We start from the raw sequence: 19,979 nt of genomic DNA on the forward strand, positions 1-19,979 counted from the left end.
AACTTACTTCGAGCACGGAAGGTGAGGTCCGCAGTGTCGGTCTCCATCAAGCCCCTGGAGGACAAGGTTGTTGTCAAGGCCGCTGCGGCCGAGACCACGACGGCGTCCGGCCTCGTGATCCCTGACACCGCCAAGGAGAAGCCCCAGGAGGGCGAGGTCGTGGCGGTGGGCCCGGGTCGCATCGACGACAACGGCAACCGTATCCCCGTCGACGTCAACGTCGGCGACAAGGTGATCTACAGCAAGTACGGCGGCACCGAGGTCAAGTACGCCGGCGAGGAGTACCTGATCCTCTCCGCGCGCGACCTGCTCGCCATCGTCGGCTAGCACCAGCCGCATCCGCACGGGCCTCGAGGCATCAGCCTCGGGGCCCGTCGGCGTTCCCGGGCCCGCGTGTGCGCGGGCGAGGCGCCGCCGGCGGCGGCCCGTCCCTCGTCCGGTCTGGACGATGCACGGGCCGCCGCGCGACGTCAGCTCGCCTGCTTGAGGCGTCCGGCGAGGACGGCGTGCCGCTCGTCCTCGCTGAGCCCGCCCCAGACCCCGAAGGGCTCACGTGCCTGGAGCGAGCGCTCGCGGCAGGTGTCGAGCACGGGGCAGCCGGCGCAGTACTCCTTCGCCGCCTCCGCACGGCGCCTCCGCGCCGCACCGCGCTCGCCTTCCGGGTGGAAGAACAGGTCCGGATCCGCATCGCGGCACGAACCTTCGTACTGCCATTCCCATTGATCCTGAGTAGGTGCTGGCAGCTTCGCCACGGCCTCCATCGCGCCCCCTTTATGGGTTGTCGCCGACTCTCCCCACGGGTGGCGCCATTGCCACCCAGAGCCGGTCACGGTCGTCCTACACATGTGTCCAACAGCCGGCTTGTGGCCGATGCTGGACACCCTCCCCCCACAGCCATTCATAACATCGTCCCTGGTGGTTGGGAAGTCCCGATTTGCCAGGTTTACCGACAATTCTGACGATTTCCCCGCATCGTCGCGGGCCTTTTTTCGGAGATCGCGTCTACTTGTCCGACAAGAACGCTCCTACCAGGCATGATGTTCGGCTTCCGGGCAAGGCGAGCCTTACATGAACGTTGTGTTAACGTGAACACCGCCATGGCGGTGTCGACGGGGTCGCGCTCCGCGCCGCGCGCCGATCGGCGTCCTGGTGCGACGTCGCCCGCGGTGACGAGGGCGGCGGCGCGGCACTTAGAATCTCCGTATGGCGCCCCTTGAGAACGATCCCTTCGCCTTCACCGGTCTGACCTACGACGACGTCCTCCTGCTGCCCGGGGAGTCCGATGTGATCCCCTCCGAGGTGGACACCACCACGCGGCTCACCAAGGGCATCTCCGTGGCTGTCCCGCTGCTGTCCGCAGCGATGGACACCGTCACCGAGGCGCGCCTCGCGATCGCGCTCGCCCGTCTCGGCGGCATCGGCGTGCTGCACCGCAACCTGTCGATCGAGGACCAGGCCCACCAGGTCGAGATCGTCAAGCGCTCCGAGTCGGGCATGATCACCGACCCCGTCACCGTGGGACCCGAGGTCACGCTCGCCGAGCTCGACGCGCTGTGCGGCAAGTACCGCGTCTCCGGGCTCCCGGTGGTCGATGAGGACCGCCGCCTGCTGGGCATCATCACCAACCGCGACCTGCGCTTCGTCCCGTCGTCCGAGTTCGCGTCGCGCCTGGTCAAGGACCACATGACGCCGATGCCGCTCATCACGGCGCGCGAGGGTGTCTCCAATGCGGAGGCGTCCGAGCTGCTCGCGAGGCACCGCGTCGAGAAGCTGCCGCTGGTCGACGCCGAGGGTCGGCTCACCGGCCTCATCACCGTCAAGGACTTCGTCAAGACCGAGAAGTACCCGCTCGCGACCAAGGACGTCGAGGGTCGGCTCCGGGTCGCGGCCGCGGTCGGCTTCTACGGCGACGCGTGGGAGCGCGCGACCGCGCTCGTCGACGCGGACGTCGACGCGCTGGTGGTCGACACGGCGCACGGCCACGCGCGCAAGATGATCGAGATGATCCAGCGCCTCAAGTCCGACCCCGCGACGGCGCATGTGCAGGTCATCGGCGGCAACGTCGCCACGCGCGAGGGCGCGCAGGCGCTCGTGGATGCGGGCGTCGATGCGGTCAAGGTGGGCGTGGGCCCGGGCTCGATCTGCACCACGCGCGTGGTCGCGGGTGTGGGCGTGCCCCAGGTGACCGCGGTCTACGAGGCATGGAAGGCGGCGCACCCCTCGGGCGTGCCCGTCATCGCCGACGGCGGCCTCCAGTACTCGGGCGACATCGCCAAGGCCCTGGTGGCCGGCGCATCGTCCGTCATGCTCGGCTCGCTGTTCGCGGGCTGCGCCGAGACTCCCGGCGACCTGGTGCTGGTCAACGGCAAGCAGTTCAAGAGCTACCGCGGCATGGGGTCGATGGGCGCGATGGCGTCCCGGGGTCGCGTGTCCTACTCGAAGGACCGCTACTTCCAGGCCGACGCCCCGAGCGACGACGACCTCATCCCCGAGGGCATCGAGGGTCGGGTGCCGTACAAGGGTCCCCTCTCCTCCGTGGTCCGCCAGCTCGTGGGCGGCCTGGGCCAGTCGATGTTCTACGTGGGTGCGCGCACCATCCCCGAGCTGCAGGAGCGCGGGAAGTTCGTCCGCATCACGCCGGCCGGGCTCAAGGAGTCTCACCCGCACGACGTGCAGATCACCGTCGAGGCGCCCAACTACTCCGGTCGCAGCTAGGCGTCCGCGGCCCGCGTGGACCTCGCCTGGCAGACGCTCGCGATCCTCGCGGTCGTCGCGCTGCTCGCGGGGTTCCTCGACACCTTGGCGGGCGGGGGAGGGCTGCTGACGCTCCCTGCCCTGCTGCTCGCCGGGGTGCCGCCGCTCCAGGCGCTCGGCACCAACAAGCTCCAGGGGTCCTTCGGGACCGGCATGGCGACGTGGCAGGTGATCCGTCGACGCCGCGTGCGATGGTCCGATGCGCGGTGGCCCATGCTGTGGGCCTTCCTCGGATCCGCGGCGGGCTCGGTGGCCATCCAGCTCGTGGACCCCGAGCCGCTGCGGGTGGTGATCCCCGTGGTGCTCGCCGTCATCGCCGCGTACTTCGCGTTCGTGCCCAAGGCGCACGTGCCGCCGACCCACGCGCGCATGAGCGCGGCGCCGTACGAGGCGACCGTGGTGCCCGCGATCGGAGCGTACGACGGCGCGTTCGGGCCCGGCACGGGATCGCTGTTCGCGCTGTCCGGCGTCACGCTGCGCGCCTACGAGCTGCCGCGCTCCACCGCCGTCGCGAAGACCCTCAACTTCGCGACCAACGTCGCCTCGCTCCTGGTCTTCGCCCTCGCCGGGAAGATGGTGTGGGCGGTGGGGGCGGCGATGATCGGCGGGCAGCTGCTCGGGGCCTACGTCGCGTCGCACGTGCTCTTCCGGGTCAAGCCCGTGGTGCTCCGCGCGCTCATCGTGGTGATGAGCGTCGGGATGCTGATCCGCTACCTGCTCGGCTGACCGCCGGGCGGGACGCGTCTACCCCGACGCATCGTGCACGTTCTGACGCAGGAACGGGCACCGAACGTCGGGGTAGACGCTTGCACGCGGGTAGGTCAGGGGTAGAGGCCCCGGAGCCGGTGCGCGTCGGTGACCCGCTGCACCGCCAGGGCCGTCGCGGCCTCCCGGTACGTGAGCGAGTGCGCGCCCGAGTAGTCGACCACGTCGTGCCACGCCTTGGTCATGCGCTCCTCGAGCCGGTCGTTCACGTCCCGCTCGGACCACTGGTACGCCTGGTTCGCCTGGACCCACTCGAAGTAGGAGACGACCACGCCGCCCGCATTCGCGAGGATGTCGGGGACCACCAGCACGTCGCGGTCGGTGAGGATCGCGTCGGCATCCTTGGTGGTGGGCCCGTTCGCGCCCTCGACCACGATGCTCGCCTGGACCTTCGCGGCGTTGTCCGCGGTGAGGACGCCCTCCACCGCGGCGGGCACCACCATGTCGACGTCGAGCAGCAGGATCGAGGCCGGGTCGATCGACTCGGTGCCCTCGAAGCCCGACACGGAGCCCGTCCGGTCGGCGTGCTCGGCCAGGCGGCCGATGTCGAGGCCGCGCTCGTCGTAGACCGCGCCGTCGATGTCGCTGACCGCGAGCACCTTGACGCCGGCGGCCGCGAGGAACCGTGCCGCGTCGCGGCCCACCTTGCCGAAGCCCTGGACCGTGGCGGTGGTGCGGGACGGATCCATGCCGCGCGACGCGAGCGCCATGAGCGCGATGTGCGCGACGCCTCGGGACGTCGCTGCGGCGCGCCCGAGCGAACCGCCCAGGCTCACCGGCTTGCCCGTCACCACGCCCGGCACGGTGTGGCCCATGGCCGCCGAGTAGGTGTCCATGATCCAGGCCATGGTCCGCTCGTCCGTGCCGATGTCGGGTGCGGGGATGTCCTTGGTGGGCCCGATGATGGGCAGGATCTCCGAGGTGTAACGCCTGGTCACGCGCTCGAGCTCGGCCTGCGAGTGCTCGCGCGGGTCGATTGCGATCCCGCCCTTGGCGCCGCCGTACGGCACGTCGACGAGCGCGCACTTCCACGTCATCCACATCGCGAGCGCGCGGACCTCGTCGAGATCGACCGACGGTGCGTAGCGCAGGCCGCCCTTCGCGGGGCCGCGCGAGAAGTTGTGCTGCACCCGGTAGCCCGAGTAGACGGCGATCGAGCCGTCGTCGCGGCGCAGCGGGACGCTCACCATGAGCTCGCGTCGGGGGGTGGTGAGCATCTTCTTGATGCCGCCGTTGATGCCGAGGTGCGCCAGCGCGTTGTCGAGCTGGGAGAGCGCATCGGTGAGAGGGCCGGCCCCTGTGGGGGCTTCGGCCTCCGTGGTGGACCACGTCATTGTGACCTCCGGGTAGGTGTGTCCTTCGACACTAGCCGCGCCGGGGCGTCCTCCTGGTGGCCGTGATGGCGAGTTGCGGCGCCGCGAGTGGCCCGTGTGTACGGGTCCTAGAAGAGGGAGTCCTGACCCGAGCCGCCGGCCTCCGCGGACGATGCGGGCGCTGCCAGGGCGAGCGCGGGTGCGGCCACGGGCCAGATCGGGTCGGGAAGGTCGTCCGTGGTCCCCTTGGACTTGAGCCAGGCGCCGAAGCGCACGGCCCAGTCATGGTGCGCGGACGCCTGGAGGTCGTGGAGCGAGTCCAGCGACGTGCTGCGCATGGTCGGGTGCGCCGCCGCGAGCGCCTGGACCAGCTCGAGCGTCGCGAGCACATCGGCATCCGCCGCGTGGAGGTCGTCCGCCTCCACCGTGACCGCGTAGAGCGTGCACAGGTCGATCAGCTTGCGCTTGCCCTTGCGGTACTGGTCGAGCTTGCGGTCGAGGACCAGCGGGTCGATCACCGGCCGCACCTCCTCGCTGTCGAGGCGCGAGGCGAGAGAGGGGAGCCCGTGGCGCGCGAGCTCGTGCTCGAGGAGCGTGAGGTCGAACTGCGCGTTGAAGGCGACCACCGGGTGGCCGGCGTTGAGCGCCTCCGCAAGCGCGGTCGCGATCTCCTCGAGGGCATCCGGCGGCTGGACGCCCTCGGCGCGCGCCCTCTCCGTGGAGATCCCGTGCACCGCGCTCGCGGACGCGGGGATGTCGACGCCCGGATCGATCAGCCACGTGCGCGTCGAGACCGCGTCGCCCCGGCGCGTGATCACCGCCGCGGTGACGATGCGGTCGGTCGCGGTGGACACGCCCGTGGTCTCGGTGTCGAATCCCACCATGGTCTCGTCGAGCCAGCTCATGGTCCTAGCCTGGCACGCCGCTCCGACACCGTGCGCACCCTTGTCCCCAGGTGCGGGAGGTGCATCGTCCTGCGGCGGTGTCGCACGTGGACGCTAGGCTGGTGACCCGTGAGCAACGAGATCGAGATCGGCCGCGGCAAGCGCGGGCGCCGCGCCTATTCCTTCGACGACATCGCGGTGGTGCCCTCGCGGCGTACGCGCGACCCGAAGGTGGTGAGCCTGGGCTGGCAGATCGACGCGTTCCAGTTCGAGATCCCCGTCATCGGTGCGCCGATGGACTCCGTGATGAGCCCTGCGACGGCGATCGCGCTCGGCAACGCGGGCGGCCTGGGCGTGCTCGACCTCGAGGGCCTGTGGACCCGCTACGACGACCCCGCCTCGCTGCTCGAGGAGATCGCCGGGCTGGACCCCGAGGGTGCGACCGCCCGCATGCAGGAGATCTACCGCGAGCCCATCAAGGACGAGCTCATCACCGCGCGTCTGCAGGAGATCCGCGCCGCCGGCGTGGTGGTCGCCGGGGCCCTCAGCCCGCAGCGCACCCAGGAGCACTACGCGACCGTGCTGAAGGCCGGCGTGGACCTGTTCGTCATCCGCGGCACCACGGTGAGCGCCGAGCACGTCTCCGACGGTGCCGAGCCGCTCAACCTCAAGAAGTTCATCTACGACCTCGACGTGCCCGTGATCGTCGGCGGCGCCTCCACCTACCAGGCGGCCCTCCACCTCATGCGCACGGGCGCGGCGGGCGTGCTGGTCGGCTTCGGCGGCGGGGCGGCGCAGACCACGCGCACCACGCTCGGCATCCACGCGCCGATGGCGACCGCGGTGTCCGACGTCGCGGCGGCACGTCGCGACTACCTCGACGAGTCCGGCGGCCGCTACGTGCACGTGATCGCCGACGGCGGGCTGGGCCGCTCGGGGGACATCGTCAAGGCGTTCGCGTGCGGCGCGGACGCGATCATGCTCGGCGCGGCGCTCGCGCGTGCCGAGGAGGCCCCCGGCGCCGGCTACCACTGGGGCCCCGAGGCGCACCACCCCGTGCTGCCGCGCGGCGAGCGCGTCCACGTCGGCACCCACGGCACGCTCGACGAGCTGCTCTTCGGCCCCGGCACGCGTGCCGATGGCACCTCGAACCTCATGGGTGCCCTGCGCCGTTCCATGGCCACCACCGGCTACTCGGACCTCAAGGAGTTCCAGCGCGTCGACATCGTGGTGAGCCCGTACCAGGCCCAGTAGGGACCGTGGCCGGCGACGTCCCCGAGCTGTGCGTCGCCGACGCGGCTGCGTGGCGTGCCTGGCTCGATGCGCACGAGCGCGACGGCGACGGCGTCTGGCTGGTGCTCGCCAAGAAGGGCGTGACCGACCCGACGTCGCTCACCTATGGCGAGGCGCTCGACGAGGCGCTGTGCTCCGGGTGGATCGACGGCCAGAAGCGGAGCCGCGATGCGGCGACCTTCCTGCAGCGCTTCACGCCCCGGCGGCCCCGGTCGATCTGGTCGGTGCGCAACACCGAGCACATCGCTCGCCTCGAGGCCGAGGGGCGGATGCGACCGACGGGACGTGCCGAGGTCGACCGCGCGCGTGCGGATGGGCGATGGGACCGGGCCTACGCGGGCTCCGCCACCGCGGAGGTCCCGGCGGACCTGGCGGCCGCGCTCGATGCCGCGCCGGGGCTGCGCGCCCGCTTCGATGCGCTCTCGAGCGCCGAGCGCTTCTCGATCCTCCACCCGCTCATGACCGCGGCCAGCGAGCGCACGCGCGCGGCGCGGCTCGCGCGTGCGCTCGATCGGCTTGGCGGTACCGCCCGCTAGCCTCCCGAAGATCCGCAATTCACGGCAGGATGCGACCAGCACAAGCGTGCAAGTGGATGGCGCTTCACATCTGTCGGTGATCGGTGCCCTGCCGCGGCGTCCGACGCCGCGCTGGCCGTCGAGGCTCGCGTCTAGCGCGGGGGGAGGACCGTCAGCGCCTCGACCGTCGCGCCGTCGACGCGCAGCGACGCGACCGCGGCGCGTACGTCGGCGACGGGTCCGGTGAGGATGACCGTCGCGCCCGCCTCGTCATGGTGCACGCCGACGGCGGCCTCCAGCAGGAGGTCGTCGCGGGCGTCCGAGACCACCGCGACCGCCCTCACGCGCGCATCGTCCGCATGGACCAGGTCCACCACGCGCACCACCGCGAGCCGCGCGAGCGTGCGCACCAGCACCTGGGCCAGGCGCTCGGACGCGGAGAACTCGATGCACAGGGTGCCCACGCCGCCATGCACGTCGAGCGTCGAGATCGAGCCGAAGCTCACTCCGCGCTCCGAGAACACGCCCGCGATCGCGGCGGACGCGCCGGAGCGGTCCTCCACCTGCACGAACGCGAACCAGCGTTGGGTGAGGGTGCTCATCGGGCTCCCCCTCCCCACGCGACCACGGACTCGTTGATGGTCTGTGCGACCTCCCATAGGGCGCGGGACTCGTCGGGCGCCGGATCGTCGAGCATCACGCGGGTCCAGCCGTCCGGGCCCACCGCGACCGGCACGCCGAGAACGCCGGTCCACGGCGTACCGCCCAGCTCGATCTCGCCGTCGAGCAGCACCTGACCCGCGACCACGATGTCGCGGCCGTCGAGCACCGTGCGGACCAGGTCCACCGTCGCGTTGGCGGTGCCGTTCGCGGTCTTCGCGCCGCTCTGGTGCGTGAGGTACGGCCGGATCACGGCCTGGACGTCCGGCGGGTAGGCGTCGATCGCGGCGAACGCGCTCGCGACGTCGGGCGTCGAGGCGATGCGCTGCTTGGCGGTCGCGACCTCGGAGCGGAAGGAGGCGAGGGTGCGGTCGCCGCGGAGGCGATCGACGATCTCGGCCCGCTCGTCGGGGTCGAGGCCGCGCAGGCGCACGCTCGACCACAGCGGCACCATCATGTCGCCGTGCTGCCCGGCCACGAAGCCGCTCACGCGATGCCGACGGATTCCCAGGGTCGCGGCGATCTCGCGCCGGAAGCGCAGCGTGTCGAGCCATGCGCCCATGCCGATCACCCGGTGGCGGCCCAGGCGTCGCGCGAACACCTCGACGGCGAGCTCGACCGGGTTGGAGACCACGATGACGACCTCGTGCCCGGAGCCGTGCGCCGCGAGCGCATCGGCGTACTCCTCGAAGACCTTGCGGTTGTCGGCGGCGAGCCTGTCGCGGTCGATCACGTGGCCGGTGCCGGTCGGCACGGTGCGCCCCGCGGTCATCACCACCACGTCCGCGACCACGTCCTCGGGGCTGGTCGCCACGTCGATGTGCGGCGCGCGCTCGTCGAACGCGTCGATCAGGTCGACGCGGAGGCCGTGCACCGCCGCGCCTGACGATCCACCGGTGCGGCCCACCAGCTGGAGACGGGACGATGCCCCGAGCTCGCCCCGCTCGATGAGGGAGCCGCAGATCGCCCGGCCCACGTCTCCGGTGGCTCCCACGATCGCGACATCCATGACCTCGACGGTACCGGGCGCGTATGTCCCGGGTGTTGCCGCGGGTCGCGGGTGCCGGCCTCAGGTCTCCGGACGCTCGATCACCACGAACTCGCCCGAGTACATGCCCATCGCGCACGAGTAGCGGTAGGTGCCGGTCTCGGTGGGTGTGAACTCGACCGTCTCGGCCTCGAACAGCACCATGATCCGGTCGAGGCCCAGCGACGGGGCGTCGATCGCGCTCTGGCATCCCTTGTAGACCGGCTCGAGGGTCCACGCGACGGGTTCGTCGACATAGACGACCGTGGTCGCGGGGGAGTAGCCGTCGTCCACCACCTCCGTGGTGACCTGCTGGACGCCGTCGACCTCGGTGACGTTGGGCGTCCGCTCGGTGGCGGTGACGGCGGTCGCGCGAAGACCGGGAGCGAGCTGCGTGATCGCGCCCGAGGCCGTCACCAGCGCGAACGCGACCACGGCGACACCGACGCCCCTCAGGACGCGACCGGCCGCGGGCCGGCGCGAGGATGCGGCGGCCCCGGCGGCCGCACCCGCGGCGAGCAGCCCCGGCGTGGTACCGATCGCGAACAGCCCCATGACCAGCGCACCCTCGCGCGCGCTGCCCGTCGACAGCGCGTACACCTGCACGGCCTGCGTGAAGCCGCACGGCAGGAAGAAGGTGGCGGCGCCCAGGCCGAGCGTGCGCATGGTGCCGCCCGCGGCATCGTCCGACGAGGCGCCGCTCACCCAGCCGCCCCACCGCCCCGGCAGCGAGAGCTGCCATGCGGCCACGCGCGGCGAGGTCTCGGTCAGGCGCACCCCGACGACCGCCATGACCACCGCGGCGAGCAGGACCACGACGGCGAGCAGCAGCCCCGAGGGTGCGAGGGAGCGGCCCACGAGCCCGATGAGCGCGCCGAGCAGCGAGAAGCCGACCACGCGCCCGGCGTTGAACACCAGGTGCGGGCGCAGCCGTGCCAGGCCGGTGGCGCGGGACGGCACCGAGGCCGCGAGCGAGATCACCAGGCCTCCGACCAGCGCCATGCACGTGGACACCGAGGCCGCCACGCCGAGCCCCAGCACCACCGCCGCCGACCCCGCGGAGGCGCCGGCGGTGAGGTCCTGCACGCGCGACGCCAGGCCGAGCGCCCATGCCGCGGCCGCGAGGAACCCGACGACCGCGACGGCCACCAGGAGGTCGCGCCAGACGAAGGGATCGCGGCTGAGCCAGGGTCGGGTGCCGACCGAGTACGGGGTGTCCGCCAGCGCGTGGTCCACCTCCGCGTCGGAGGGCAGCATCCGGCCCTCGAGCGTGAGCCTGCCCGAGCGTCGATCGGCGCTCGCGGACTCGACCCCGGGGAGCGTGAGCGCGGCGGCGGCCACGGTGCCCTCGCACGCCGCGCAGGTCATGCCGGCGATGGGGACGATGCGTTCGCTCACGGGGACTCTCCTTCGGGTGAGTCCATTAAGCACCGTGGCGGGAGCCTGTGCACGGGACCGAGGTCGCGACCCCGCCTGTGGGGCAGGGTCGGTAGGGTGCCTCAGCCCAGCTGCTCGGTCAGCTCCAGCCACCGCTCCTCGAGCTCCGCGTTCTCCGCCTCGAGCGCCTGGAGCTCCTTCATGTACTTCGCGAGGCCCGCGAAGTCGCTCTGGTCGTGCATGACCATCTCGTTGTGCAGGCCCTCGGTGAGCTCCTCGATCTTGGCCATGCGGCGCTCGGCGGCCTTGAGCTCCTTCTCGACGGCGCGGCGCTCGGCGCCGCTGAGCTCGGGCTCGCCGGACGATGCGGGGGTCGCCACGGCGTCGGGGAACGCCGCGCGCACGGTGGCGGCGGCATCGTCCCCGCCCACGCCGAAGGTGCCGATGCCGGAGGCGCCGCCCGCGCGGCGCTCGCGCGACATCGCGACGTACTCGTCGACGCCGCCGGGGAGGTGGCGCAGCCCGCCGTCGACCACCGCGTACTGCTGATCGGTGATGCGCTCCATGAGGTAGCGGTCGTGGCTCACCACGATGAGCGTGCCGGGCCACGAGTCGAGCAGGTCCTCGAGCGCCGCGAGCATGTCGGTGTCGAGGTCGTTGGTGGGCTCGTCGAGCACCAGCACGTTGGGCTCGCTCAGCAGCACCACCAGGAGCTGGAGGCGGCGGCGCTGGCCTCCTGACAGACGCCCCACGGGCGTCTTGAGCTGGATCGAGGTGAAGCCCATGCGCTCGAGGAGCTGGCTGGGCGTCATCTCCTGGCCGTCGCTCAGCTTGATCGACGCGTAGCGCTTCACCACGGCGGAGACGCGCTCGTCGGCGATGTCGTCGAGCTCCGCGAGCTGCTGGCTCAGCTGCTCGACGCGGACGGTCATGCCGGTCTTGACCCGTCCCGACGTGGGTTCCTGCTCGCCCGTGACAAGGCGCAGGAAGGTCGACTTGCCGGCACCGTTCTCCCCGAGGATGCCGATGCGGTCGCCGGGGCCGATGTTGAAGTCGAGGTGCCGCAGCACCTCCTTGCCGCCGTAGCTCACGCCCACGTCCACCAGCTCGACCACGTCCTTGCCCAGGCGTGCGGCGGCCATGCGGTGGAGCTTGACGGTGTCGCGGATGGGCGGCACATCCGCGATGAGCGCGTTGGCGGCGTCGATCCGGAACTTGGGCTTCGACGTCCGTGCCGGCGCGCCGCGGCGGAGCCATGCGAGCTCCTTGCGCATGACGTTCTGGCGACGCTGCTCGGTGACGGCGGCGATGCGGTCGCGCTCGACGCGCTGCAGCACATAGGCGGCGTAGCCGCCGTCGTACATGTCGACCTCGCCGTCGTGGACCTCCCACGTCCTGGTGGAGATCTCGTCGAGGAACCAGCGGTCGTGGGTGACCACCAGGAGGGCGCCCTTGCTGACGGTCCAGCGCCGCTTGAGGTGGTCGGCGAGCCAGGTCACGCCCTCGACGTCGAGGTGGTTGGTGGGCTCGTCGAGGAAGACCACGTCGTGGTCGCCCACCAGCACATGAGCGAGCGCGACGCGGCGCTGCTGGCCACCGGAGAGGTCGCCGACCACCGCGTCGGCGGGGAGGTCGGGGACCAGGCCGGACATGATGTCGCGGACGCGCGGGTCGCCGGCCCACTCGTGCTCGTCGCGCTCGCCCACGATCGCCTGGGCGACGGTGAGGGACTCGTCGACATGGTCGGACTGGTCGAGCACGCCGATGCGGGTGCCGCGGGCGACCGTCACGCGACCGTCGTCGGGCTCGATGCGGCCCGCGAGGACCTTGAGGAGGGTGGACTTGCCCGCGCCGTTGGCGCCGACCATGCCGATGCGGTCGCCGTCGTCGAGGCCGACGGTGATGCTGTTGAGCACGGGTCCGGTGCCGAAGTCCAGGTGAAGCGCCTCGGCGCCAAGCAGGTGAGCCACCCGACAAGGGTAGTCGCGCCCGGTCCCACGGCTCCGCCACGCGGCTCGGCGGGGGTCAGACGCGCTCGAGCACCACCACGGGGATGTCCCGGTCGGTGCGCTGCTGGTACGCGTCGTAGTCGGGCCACGCCTCGACCATCGCCGCCCACATCGCCGGCTTCTCCTCGGCGGTGGCGATGCGGGCGCGGGCGGGGAACCTGTCCGCCCGGACCTGCACGCCGACCTCGGGGTGCGCGGCAAGGTTGAGGAACCACGCCGGCGGCTTGTCCGCTCCGCCCTTCGACGCGACCACGATGAGGGCGCCGTCCCACTCCCGGTAGATCAGCGGGCTGGTGCGGGCCTCGCCGCTCCTGCGACCCACGGTGGTGAGGAGGAGGACGGTGGTGCCGTGGCGCCAGTCGTGCCCGTCGGCGCCGTCGGTCTCGAGGTAGCGCGCCACGTGCGCGGGGCCGTGAAGGTCGATCGCGGAGGTCATGCACCCCATTGTGCGCACGCGGGCGGGTGGCGTGCAGGGCTGCCCCGGCTACGCTCCCAGCCATGAGATGCGTCGCGATCCGCCATGTCGCCTTCGAGGACCTCGGTATCTGGGAGGCGGAGATCGCGGCGCACGGCTACGAGGTGGTGTACCTCGACGCCGGGGTCGACGACCTCGCGCCGTTCGCGTCCGCCGAGCTGGGGTTCGTGCTCGGCGGGCCCGTCGGGGTCGCCGATCTCGAGGACTACCCGGTGCTCGCCGAGGAGGCCGCGCTGCTGGTCTCTCGTGTCACGTCCGGGCTGCCCACCCTCGCCGTCTGCCTCGGCGCCCAGCTGCTTGCGCATGCGCTCGGCGGCGCGGTCGAGCGGGGCGAGCCCGAGGTCGGCTGGGGCGCCGTCGACCTGACGCCCGAGGCCGCCGGGACGCCGCTGCGCCACCTCGAGGGCATCCCGGTCCTCCACTGGCACGGCGACCGCATCGTCCCTCCCGCGGGAGCGACCGTGCTGGCCTCGACGCCCGCGACCCCATGCCAGGCCTTCGCGTACGGCTCCGCACTCGCTCTCCAGCTCCATCCCGAGGTGGACGCGGAGCGCATCGAGCGGTGGCTCATCGGCCATACCGGCGAGCTCCGCTCGCTCGGGGTGTCGGTGACGGCGCTGCGCGAGCGCTCCCGCGAGGTGGGGGACGATGCGGCGGTCGCCGGGATCCTCATGATCCGGGAGTGGCTGCGCGGACAAGGGAAGGGCGGGTCATGAACATCAGGCAGGCAGCGGCGGGAGCGGCGGCGCTCGACGCGGGCGCCATCGTGGTGTTCGCCGCGATCGGGCGCGCGAGCCACGACGAGGGCATCCTCGGCCCCGGGGGATCCGGGCTTGCGACGACGGTGTGGCCGTTCGCCGTAGGCGCCGCGCTCGGGTGGGCGCTCGCGCGCGGATGGAGGCAGCCGTGCGACTGGCGGCGCACGGGCGTGACGGTGTGGGCCTCGACCCTGGCGGGCGGCATGGCGCTGCGCGCCGTGAGCGGCCAGGGGGTGCAGGTCTCGTTCGTGATCGTCGCGGGGACGTTCCTCGCGGCCTCTCTCATCGGGTGGCGCGTCGTCTCCGGCGTGATCGCGAGGAGGCGCGGTCTCAAGGGCTGAGGCCGCCTACGCGGTCACGACGACCTTGCCCACCTGGTCGCCCGAGACCACCCGTGCCACCGCATCGTGCGCCCGCGCAAGGGGGTGCACGCTGTCGATCGTGGGACGCAGGCCGGTGCGCACCAGGAACGCCATGAGCGCCGCGAGGTCCTCGCGCGCACCCATGGTGACGCCCTGGATGCGGAGCTCGTGGAAGAACACGCGCGTGAGCAGCGCGGGATCGGGATCGCCGGTGGTGTGGCCGGCGATCGCGATGGTGCCGCCGTTGCGCACGCTCGCGATCGAGTGCTTCCAGGTCGCCCTGCCCACCGTCTCGATCACCGCGTCGACGCGTCGCGGCAGCCGCGCCCCCGGCTCCACCGCGGCGACCGCGCCCATCTCCACGGCGGCCGCGCGCTTGGCCTCCGACCGGGAGGTCGCGTAGACCTCGAGGCCGGCGGCCGCGCCCAAGGCGATCGCGGCGCTCGCGACACCGCCTCCCACGCCTTGGACCAGCACCGACTGCCCGGGCTTGAGATCCGCGCCGTGGAAGAGCATCCGGTACGCCGTGAGCCACGCCGTCGGGAGGCATGCGGCCTCCTCCCACGTGAGCTCCGCAGGCTTGGGGATGAGGTTCGCGGTCGGCACCGCGACCCGCTCCGCGAGCGTCCCGGGATAGCGCTCCGACAGGATCGAGCGCGGCTCGCGCGGCCCCACGCCGTGGCCGTCCGCGCCGATCACGCCGTGGACCACCACCTCCGCGCCGTCGTCGGTGACCCCCGCCGCGTCGCAGCCGAGGATCATCGGCAGCTGCGCCTCGGTGAGCCCCACCCCGCGCAGCGACCACACGTCGTGGTGGTTGATGCTCGCGGCGCGCACCGTCACCGTGGTCCAGTGCTCGCGCGGCTCGGGTGCGGGCCGTTCGCCCACCTCGAGCGCGCCGGCGGGGTCGTCGGGGGAGAAGCGGGCGGCATAGGCGGCGAGCATGCCTCTCACCCTAGGACGATGCGCGGACGGCCGCCGGGACCGAGGTCGCGCATCGGGCCCGCCGACGCACCATGATGAGCGCATGGGCATCGACAGGACGATCGTGACCGACGGGAGCGACCTCGCGGCGGCGCATGAGGAGGCCGGGGCGTTCGAGTACCGCAAGCGGCTGGTGGTCCCACGGGCGGGCAACCAGGCGACCGTGGCGTTCATGGAGATCCCGCCAGGCAGGTCCGCCTACCCCTACCACTGGCACGAGGGCGTGACCGAGGTCTACGTGATCCTCGCGGGCTCCGGCACGCTGCGCACCCCCGAGGGTGACAGGCGGGTGGGAGCCGGTGCGGTGGTGGTGCTGCCGCCGGGGCCCTCCGGTGCGCACCGCCTCACCAACGACGGCACCGAGGTGCTGCGGTATGTCGACGTCGACACGACGAGCGACCCGGATGTGACCCACTACCCCGACTCGGGGAAGTCCGGGCTCATCCTGGGCGGGGTCGCGGTCGCATTCCATCGCGACGGCGACGGTGTGCCGTACTACGACGGGGAGCCGGACGCGGAGCAGCCTCCGCGTCCGACCGCCAGCGACACGGACTAGGCGAGCACGAACTTCTCGACGCCCGTCGCGAGCTCGGTCGCGATGCCGGTGAGCCCCGTCACCACGCCGCCGACCTCGTCCGCGCTGCGTCGCGCACTCTCCGCCGAGTCCGACAGCTGGTGCGCGGCCGTCGAGATCTCGCTCGCGCCGTCGGCTGCGACCACCAGGTTGCGCTCGACCTCGGTGGTGGTCGCGCTCTGCTGCTCGATCGCAGCCGAGATCGACGACTGGTGCTCGTCGACCCGGGCGATGGACCCGGCGACGCGCTCGACTGCGGCCTGGACCTCGGCGGAGTCCTTCGCCACGTGCTCGAGCACCGGGCGGATGGTGTCGATCGCGCTCGCGGTCTGCTGCGCGAGGTCCTTCACCTCGTTCGCCACCACCGCGAAGCCCTTGCCCGCCTCGCCTGCGCGTGCGGCCTCGATGGTCGCGTTGAGCGCGAGCAGGTTGGTCTGCGCCGCGATCGCGGTGATGGTCGTGAGCACCGACGCGATGCGCGAGGACGAGTCCTCGAGCCGGCCCGACAGCGCCGCGGCCTCGTCGGTCGTGTGGACTGCGGTGCGGGTCTCGCCGGTCGCGGCGTGGACATCGCGCGCCACGGACTCGATGGTGGTGCGCATCTCGATCATCGCCGCGCTGACGGACTGGACCTCGAGGCTCATCGCCGTCGCGGTCTGTGCGGCGCTGCCCGCGTGGGTCGCGGTGAGCGAGGCGTCACCCTGGAGGCCCGTGCTCGAGCCGTGCAGCTGGTCTGCGGTGGTGCGTACCGACTCCGCGCCGGTGCGCAGGCTGGTGACGGTGTCGCGCATCGCGACGATGGTCGCGACGAGCGCGTCGCCCATGCGTCCGATCTCGTCGATGCCCTCGGAGGCGAAGTCGCGCGAGAGGTCGTGGTCCGCGACGCGGTGCAGCGCGTCGGTGATCCGCTGGACGCGGCCCACGATGCGACCGGACACGATCACGATGAGGCCGACCGCGAGGGCCGACACGACCAGGCCCACGATGAGCAGCGTGCGCGTGAGCGCCGCGATGCCCTCGGACAGGTGGTTGGGCACCAGCTCGAGCTCGCTGTCGAGGCCCCACGCGGCGATCGTCCAACCCCACGGGGCGTAGCGGGCGACCTCGACGTGCGCGCCGTCGCCCGCGAGCTCCACGCGCGTCGCGGCGGTCGCGACCTCGTCCGTGAGGGGGGCCGCGGCATCGGTCAGCGCGGTGGCGATCGCCTCGTCGACGGCGGTGCCCGCCTCCGCGCCTGGCGGCGGCACCACCCAGGCGCCCGCATCGTCCGTCACGGTGACGTAGCCGGTCTCGCCCACCATCATCTCGGCCAGCGCCGTCCGCAGGTGCGTGTCGACCGCGGCCTGGGGGAGGCCCACGAAGATCGCGCCGGTGACCTCGTCGCCCTCCATGATCGGGGCGTACGCGGTCACGTACTGCTCCCCCACGACGGTCGCGGTGCCGTAGTAGGGGTTGCCCGACATGAGCGCGGAGACCACCGCGTTCGGGGTGCCGTCGGCGTTGGTCGCCCCGATGTAGGTGCCGATCGCTCGCGTGCCGTCGGCGCCGGGCACGGTGGTCGCGACGCGCAGCATGTCGCCCTCGTCGTCCATGCGCTGGAACACGGTGGTCGCGGCGCCGAGCAGGTCCGTGACCGTGTCGACCACCGGCACGGGGGTGCCCAGGTCCGCGACCTTCCCGAGGTCCTGGCCGCCGATGAGGAGGCGGGGCACGGTCACCTCGGTCGCCTCGCCCGTGGCCTGGTTGGTCGCCTGCCAGGTGCGGTCCCGACCATGGGAGACCTCACCCATGGAGGCCATGATCGCCTGCGCGACGGAGAGCTCGGACTCCATGCGCGAGGTCACGGCGTCCACCTGGCTCGACACCAGCTGACGCGCGGAGCGTGCGGTCTGCTCCATCGACGCGGCGTTGAGCTGCTGCACGTCCTCGGTCGCCTGGTCCGCGAGGCGTTGCGCCTGCACGGTGCCGACGGCGGTCAGCGCGATGGAGGAGCCGAGCACGGCGACCGCGCCGAGCGTGACGAGCTGGAGGCGCAGGCTGGTGCGCAGGGTGGGGAGGGGCATGGGTGAGGCCTTCGGGAGCGGGACGAGAGGGGGGTCGTTGGTCCCATCGGCCGCGGCGCGGCGAAGTGAGGCGTCGAAACATGGAGTTTACGTGGGCATTTTTTGGCTTGCTGTGCCGTAATGCCGCTCGTAGCAGAAGGGCCGATGCGCCGGGTGACCCGGCGCATCGGCCCTTCGATGCGGGTATGAGGCTCGCTGTCAGGCGAGCTTCTTGTAGGTGTACGTCGCCGAGATCGTGTCCGCCGCGGAGGTCGCGTACTCGCCGAGCGCGAACGTCACGTGGACGGTGCTGGTCGTCGCCGGGAGCTTGAGCGCGCCCAGGGTCTGCTTGCCCTCGGTCGCCACGCCGATCTTCGCCGCGCCGCCTTCGACCTTGTCGTAGCCCCACAGCACGTCGCCGCTCACCCACGACCACTCGGTGGTGACCTTCACGCTCGCGCCGCCGAACCGCTGGGCGCTCACCACATCGCTCGGCACCGGGATGGTGCCGAAGTCGTAGAGAGCGATCGAGTCGCCGTAGTACGCGTCGTACGCGTCGCACACGACGTCGCCGACGGTGAAGTAGCTCTCGTAGCACGCGCCGATGTCGTACTCGTCGAGGTTGTAGTAGCCGTCCATGATCGTCGAAGCCTTGTACGTCAGCTTCTTGGTCGTGGTGACGAGCTTCTTCTTGCTCACGTTGACCGTGGTCCGCGCCGTCTTCTTGCTGCCCTCGGGTCCCTTGACCGAGACGATCACGTCGTAGGTGCCCGGGACGATCGCGCCGCCGACGCGGCCGTCCCATGTGAGCGTGCGCTTCTTGGACGTGCTGAGGGTCCAGGTCTTCACGGTCTTGCCGTCCTTGACGACCTTGACGGTGCCCGTCGCCGGGATGGCCTTGCCGGTGCTGCTGGCCGGGATCACCGTGAACGCGACGGAGTCGCGGTACGAGTCCTTGGCCGGGTAGACCGTGCCGACGCTCTTCTTGAGGCCCACGCTCTTCACCGAGGTGGCCGCGACCTTGACCGTGGTGGACGCGGTCTGCTTGCCACCCTCCGGGCCCTTGAGCGAGGCCGTCACGGTGTAGGTGCCGGGCACGACCTTGCCGCCGATGCGGCCGTCCCACGTGATGGTGCGGACCTTCGAGTTGGTGAGGCTCCACGACTTCACGGTGGTGCCGTTGCGGGTGATCTTGACGGAGCCCGTGGACGGGAACGAGGCGCCCGTGGTGCGGGTCGGGGTGACCGTGAGGCTCACCGTGTCGCGGTCCGAGTCCTTGTACGGGTAGACGGTGCCGATGCTCTTGCTCACCGCGAGGCTCGTGACCGCGGTGCGCCTGACCGTGAGCGGCGCCGAGTCCGTGAGCTCGACGTCCTCGGCCGCCTGGACCGTCGCAGTGACGGTGCCGGTACCGCCGACGAGGCTCGACGCGGGGATGATCGCCTTCCCCGGGGCATCGGTCGTCGACGCGATCGGGGTGGTGAAGGTCTTGGAGCCGATCGTGGCGGTCACCGTGCCGGAGAACGGCACCGGCAGGCCCAGCTCGTCGTTCGCGGTGACCGACGCGGTCGTCGTGACCGGCGTCTTGCCGCTCCACGAGTAGATGGTGGAGGCCGACAGGTCGAGGGACATGTCCACCGGGTTGCCGTCGCTCACGCTGATGACCGAGATGACCGGATCGCCCACGGTCGGCCGGACCATGAGCTCGTAGCCGCCCCGGTTGAGCGTGTCGACCGGAACCGTGTACGTCTGCGGCGTCCCCGGGCTGATCTCGCGGGGCGCGAACACGAGCACGGTGTCGCCCGCGCCGGTCTCCGCCACGGTGGCGCTGATGGTGGTCGCGATGTCGGAGGTGACCGTGACGGTGGTCTCGTCGCGCACGCCGTCGCCGGCGGGGAGGGCGAGGGCGTCGGCGAAGCCGATCGTCAGGGTGGCGCTGTCCTCGGCCGATGCCGCCGTGGCAAGGCCGGTGAAGGTGAGCGCGGACGCGGCGACAACCGCCAGCGTGCGCGCACCGAGACGTGTGATCAAGGTGGTGTTCCCCCAGTCGTGTTCGATTGTGCGCGCGAGGCTACCGCGCCCTGGAGATCGCCACAACGCCGCTGGGGGGTTGCTCACCTTTGTGCTGCTGCACGTGTCGCAAACGTCCGAAATGCCTGGCAGGCATGCGGTACCGAAGCGCCCGGC

19 protein-coding genes are annotated in these 19,979 nt (G+C 71.8%); 8 read left to right on the top strand and 11 right to left on the bottom strand.

What is annotated here, in order from left to right:
- Positions 1 to 33: 33 nt before the first annotated feature.
- On the top strand, positions 34 to 327 hold the full coding sequence (gene groES, locus AOM00_RS09870) for a co-chaperone GroES (protein WP_062303388.1): 294 nt from the start codon (positions 34 to 36) through the stop codon (positions 325 to 327).
- 143 nt (positions 328 to 470) lie between these two features.
- On the opposite strand, the gene AOM00_RS09875 is transcribed toward groES, so the two are convergent.
- Complete coding sequence (locus AOM00_RS09875; RefSeq protein ID WP_062303390.1) at positions 471 to 761, bottom strand: WhiB family transcriptional regulator; 291 nt, start codon at positions 759 to 761, stop codon at positions 471 to 473.
- A gap of 442 nt (positions 762 to 1,203) precedes the next feature.
- Between AOM00_RS09875 and guaB the strand changes: the two genes are divergently transcribed.
- Together guaB and AOM00_RS09885 are read left to right on the top strand one after the other, a co-directional pair.
- Positions 1,204 to 2,715, top strand: a complete 1,512-nt coding sequence (guaB, locus tag AOM00_RS09880; protein WP_062517621.1) for an IMP dehydrogenase — start codon at positions 1,204 to 1,206, stop codon at positions 2,713 to 2,715.
- A 15-nt stretch (positions 2,716 to 2,730) separates the two neighbouring features.
- On the top strand, positions 2,731 to 3,480 hold the full coding sequence (locus AOM00_RS09885) for a TSUP family transporter (RefSeq protein ID WP_062517622.1): 750 nt from the start codon (positions 2,731 to 2,733) through the stop codon (positions 3,478 to 3,480).
- A gap of 95 nt (positions 3,481 to 3,575) precedes the next feature.
- Here the strand turns inward: AOM00_RS09885 and AOM00_RS09890 are convergent, their stop codons facing one another.
- Together AOM00_RS09890 and AOM00_RS09895 are read right to left on the bottom strand one after the other, a co-directional pair.
- A complete protein-coding gene (locus AOM00_RS09890; RefSeq protein ID WP_062517623.1) occupies positions 3,576 to 4,853 on the bottom strand; it encodes a Glu/Leu/Phe/Val family dehydrogenase in 1,278 nt (425 codons plus the stop codon).
- A 107-nt stretch (positions 4,854 to 4,960) separates the two neighbouring features.
- On the bottom strand, positions 4,961 to 5,737 hold the full coding sequence (locus AOM00_RS09895) for an exonuclease domain-containing protein (RefSeq protein WP_082096879.1): 777 nt from the start codon (positions 5,735 to 5,737) through the stop codon (positions 4,961 to 4,963).
- A 108-nt stretch (positions 5,738 to 5,845) separates the two neighbouring features.
- On the opposite strand from AOM00_RS09895, the gene AOM00_RS09900 reads away from it, so the two are divergent.
- Positions 5,846 to 6,970, top strand: a complete 1,125-nt coding sequence (locus AOM00_RS09900; protein WP_062517624.1) for a GuaB3 family IMP dehydrogenase-related protein — start codon at positions 5,846 to 5,848, stop codon at positions 6,968 to 6,970.
- A 5-nt stretch (positions 6,971 to 6,975) separates the two neighbouring features.
- Positions 6,976 to 7,545 (top strand): YdeI/OmpD-associated family protein, encoded by a 570-nt coding sequence (locus AOM00_RS09905; RefSeq protein WP_062517625.1) that lies wholly within the window; start codon positions 6,976 to 6,978, stop codon positions 7,543 to 7,545.
- Positions 7,546 to 7,676: 131 nt separating this feature from the next.
- Here the strand turns inward: AOM00_RS09905 and AOM00_RS09910 are convergent, their stop codons facing one another.
- The 5 genes from AOM00_RS09910 to AOM00_RS09930 all read right to left on the bottom strand — a co-directional run bounded on the left by AOM00_RS09910 (position 7,677) and on the right by AOM00_RS09930 (position 13,033).
- Positions 7,677 to 8,126 (bottom strand): ACT domain-containing protein, encoded by a 450-nt coding sequence (locus AOM00_RS09910; RefSeq protein WP_062517626.1) that lies wholly within the window; start codon positions 8,124 to 8,126, stop codon positions 7,677 to 7,679.
- Positions 8,123 to 9,193: a malate dehydrogenase gene (locus AOM00_RS09915; protein ID WP_062517627.1), complete on the bottom strand. Its 1,071-nt coding sequence runs from the start codon at positions 9,191 to 9,193 to the stop codon at positions 8,123 to 8,125. The genes AOM00_RS09910 and AOM00_RS09915 overlap by 4 nt, the downstream gene beginning before the upstream one ends.
- A 60-nt stretch (positions 9,194 to 9,253) precedes the next feature.
- Entirely contained in the window at positions 9,254 to 10,609 is a 1,356-nt protein-coding gene (locus AOM00_RS09920; RefSeq protein ID WP_062517628.1) for an urease accessory protein UreH domain-containing protein, read from the bottom strand.
- A 101-nt stretch (positions 10,610 to 10,710) separates the two neighbouring features.
- Positions 10,711 to 12,558: an ABC-F family ATP-binding cassette domain-containing protein gene (locus AOM00_RS09925; RefSeq protein WP_062517629.1), complete on the bottom strand. Its 1,848-nt coding sequence runs from the start codon at positions 12,556 to 12,558 to the stop codon at positions 10,711 to 10,713.
- Positions 12,559 to 12,613: 55 nt separating this feature from the next.
- A complete protein-coding gene (locus AOM00_RS09930; protein WP_062517630.1) occupies positions 12,614 to 13,033 on the bottom strand; it encodes a nitroreductase family deazaflavin-dependent oxidoreductase in 420 nt (139 codons plus the stop codon).
- Between the two features lie 62 nt (positions 13,034 to 13,095).
- Here AOM00_RS09930 and AOM00_RS09935 point away from each other — a divergent pair, with 62 nt between their 5' ends.
- Positions 13,096 to 13,788 carry a glutamine amidotransferase-related protein gene (locus tag AOM00_RS09935; RefSeq protein WP_062517631.1) on the top strand — a complete coding sequence of 231 codons (693 nt, stop codon included), beginning with the start codon at positions 13,096 to 13,098 and terminating at the stop codon, positions 13,786 to 13,788.
- Positions 13,785 to 14,171 carry a DUF3054 domain-containing protein gene (locus AOM00_RS09940; protein ID WP_062517632.1) on the top strand — a complete coding sequence of 129 codons (387 nt, stop codon included), beginning with the start codon at positions 13,785 to 13,787 and terminating at the stop codon, positions 14,169 to 14,171. The genes AOM00_RS09935 and AOM00_RS09940 overlap by 4 nt, the downstream gene beginning before the upstream one ends.
- A 6-nt stretch (positions 14,172 to 14,177) precedes the next feature.
- Here AOM00_RS09940 and AOM00_RS09945 read toward each other — a convergent pair whose 3' ends face one another.
- A complete protein-coding gene (locus AOM00_RS09945) occupies positions 14,178 to 15,137 on the bottom strand; it encodes a zinc-binding dehydrogenase (RefSeq protein WP_062517633.1) in 960 nt (319 codons plus the stop codon).
- A gap of 82 nt (positions 15,138 to 15,219) precedes the next feature.
- Between AOM00_RS09945 and AOM00_RS09950 the strand changes: the two genes are divergently transcribed.
- On the top strand, positions 15,220 to 15,732 hold the full coding sequence (locus AOM00_RS09950; protein WP_062517634.1) for a cupin domain-containing protein: 513 nt from the start codon (positions 15,220 to 15,222) through the stop codon (positions 15,730 to 15,732).
- Here the strand turns inward: AOM00_RS09950 and AOM00_RS09955 are convergent.
- Together AOM00_RS09955 and AOM00_RS09960 are read right to left on the bottom strand one after the other, a co-directional pair.
- Positions 15,729 to 17,813, bottom strand: a complete 2,085-nt coding sequence (locus AOM00_RS09955; RefSeq protein ID WP_062517635.1) for a methyl-accepting chemotaxis protein — start codon at positions 17,811 to 17,813, stop codon at positions 15,729 to 15,731. The two genes, AOM00_RS09950 and AOM00_RS09955, sit on opposite strands and share 4 nt — an antisense overlap.
- A gap of 198 nt (positions 17,814 to 18,011) precedes the next feature.
- Positions 18,012 to 19,823: a hypothetical protein gene (locus AOM00_RS09960; RefSeq protein WP_062517636.1), complete on the bottom strand. Its 1,812-nt coding sequence runs from the start codon at positions 19,821 to 19,823 to the stop codon at positions 18,012 to 18,014.
- Between the last annotated feature and the right edge of the window lie 156 nt (positions 19,824 to 19,979).

The organism is Demequina gelatinilytica (assembly GCF_000971115.1).
GTDB lineage: Bacteria > Actinomycetota > Actinomycetes > Actinomycetales > Demequinaceae > Demequina > Demequina gelatinilytica.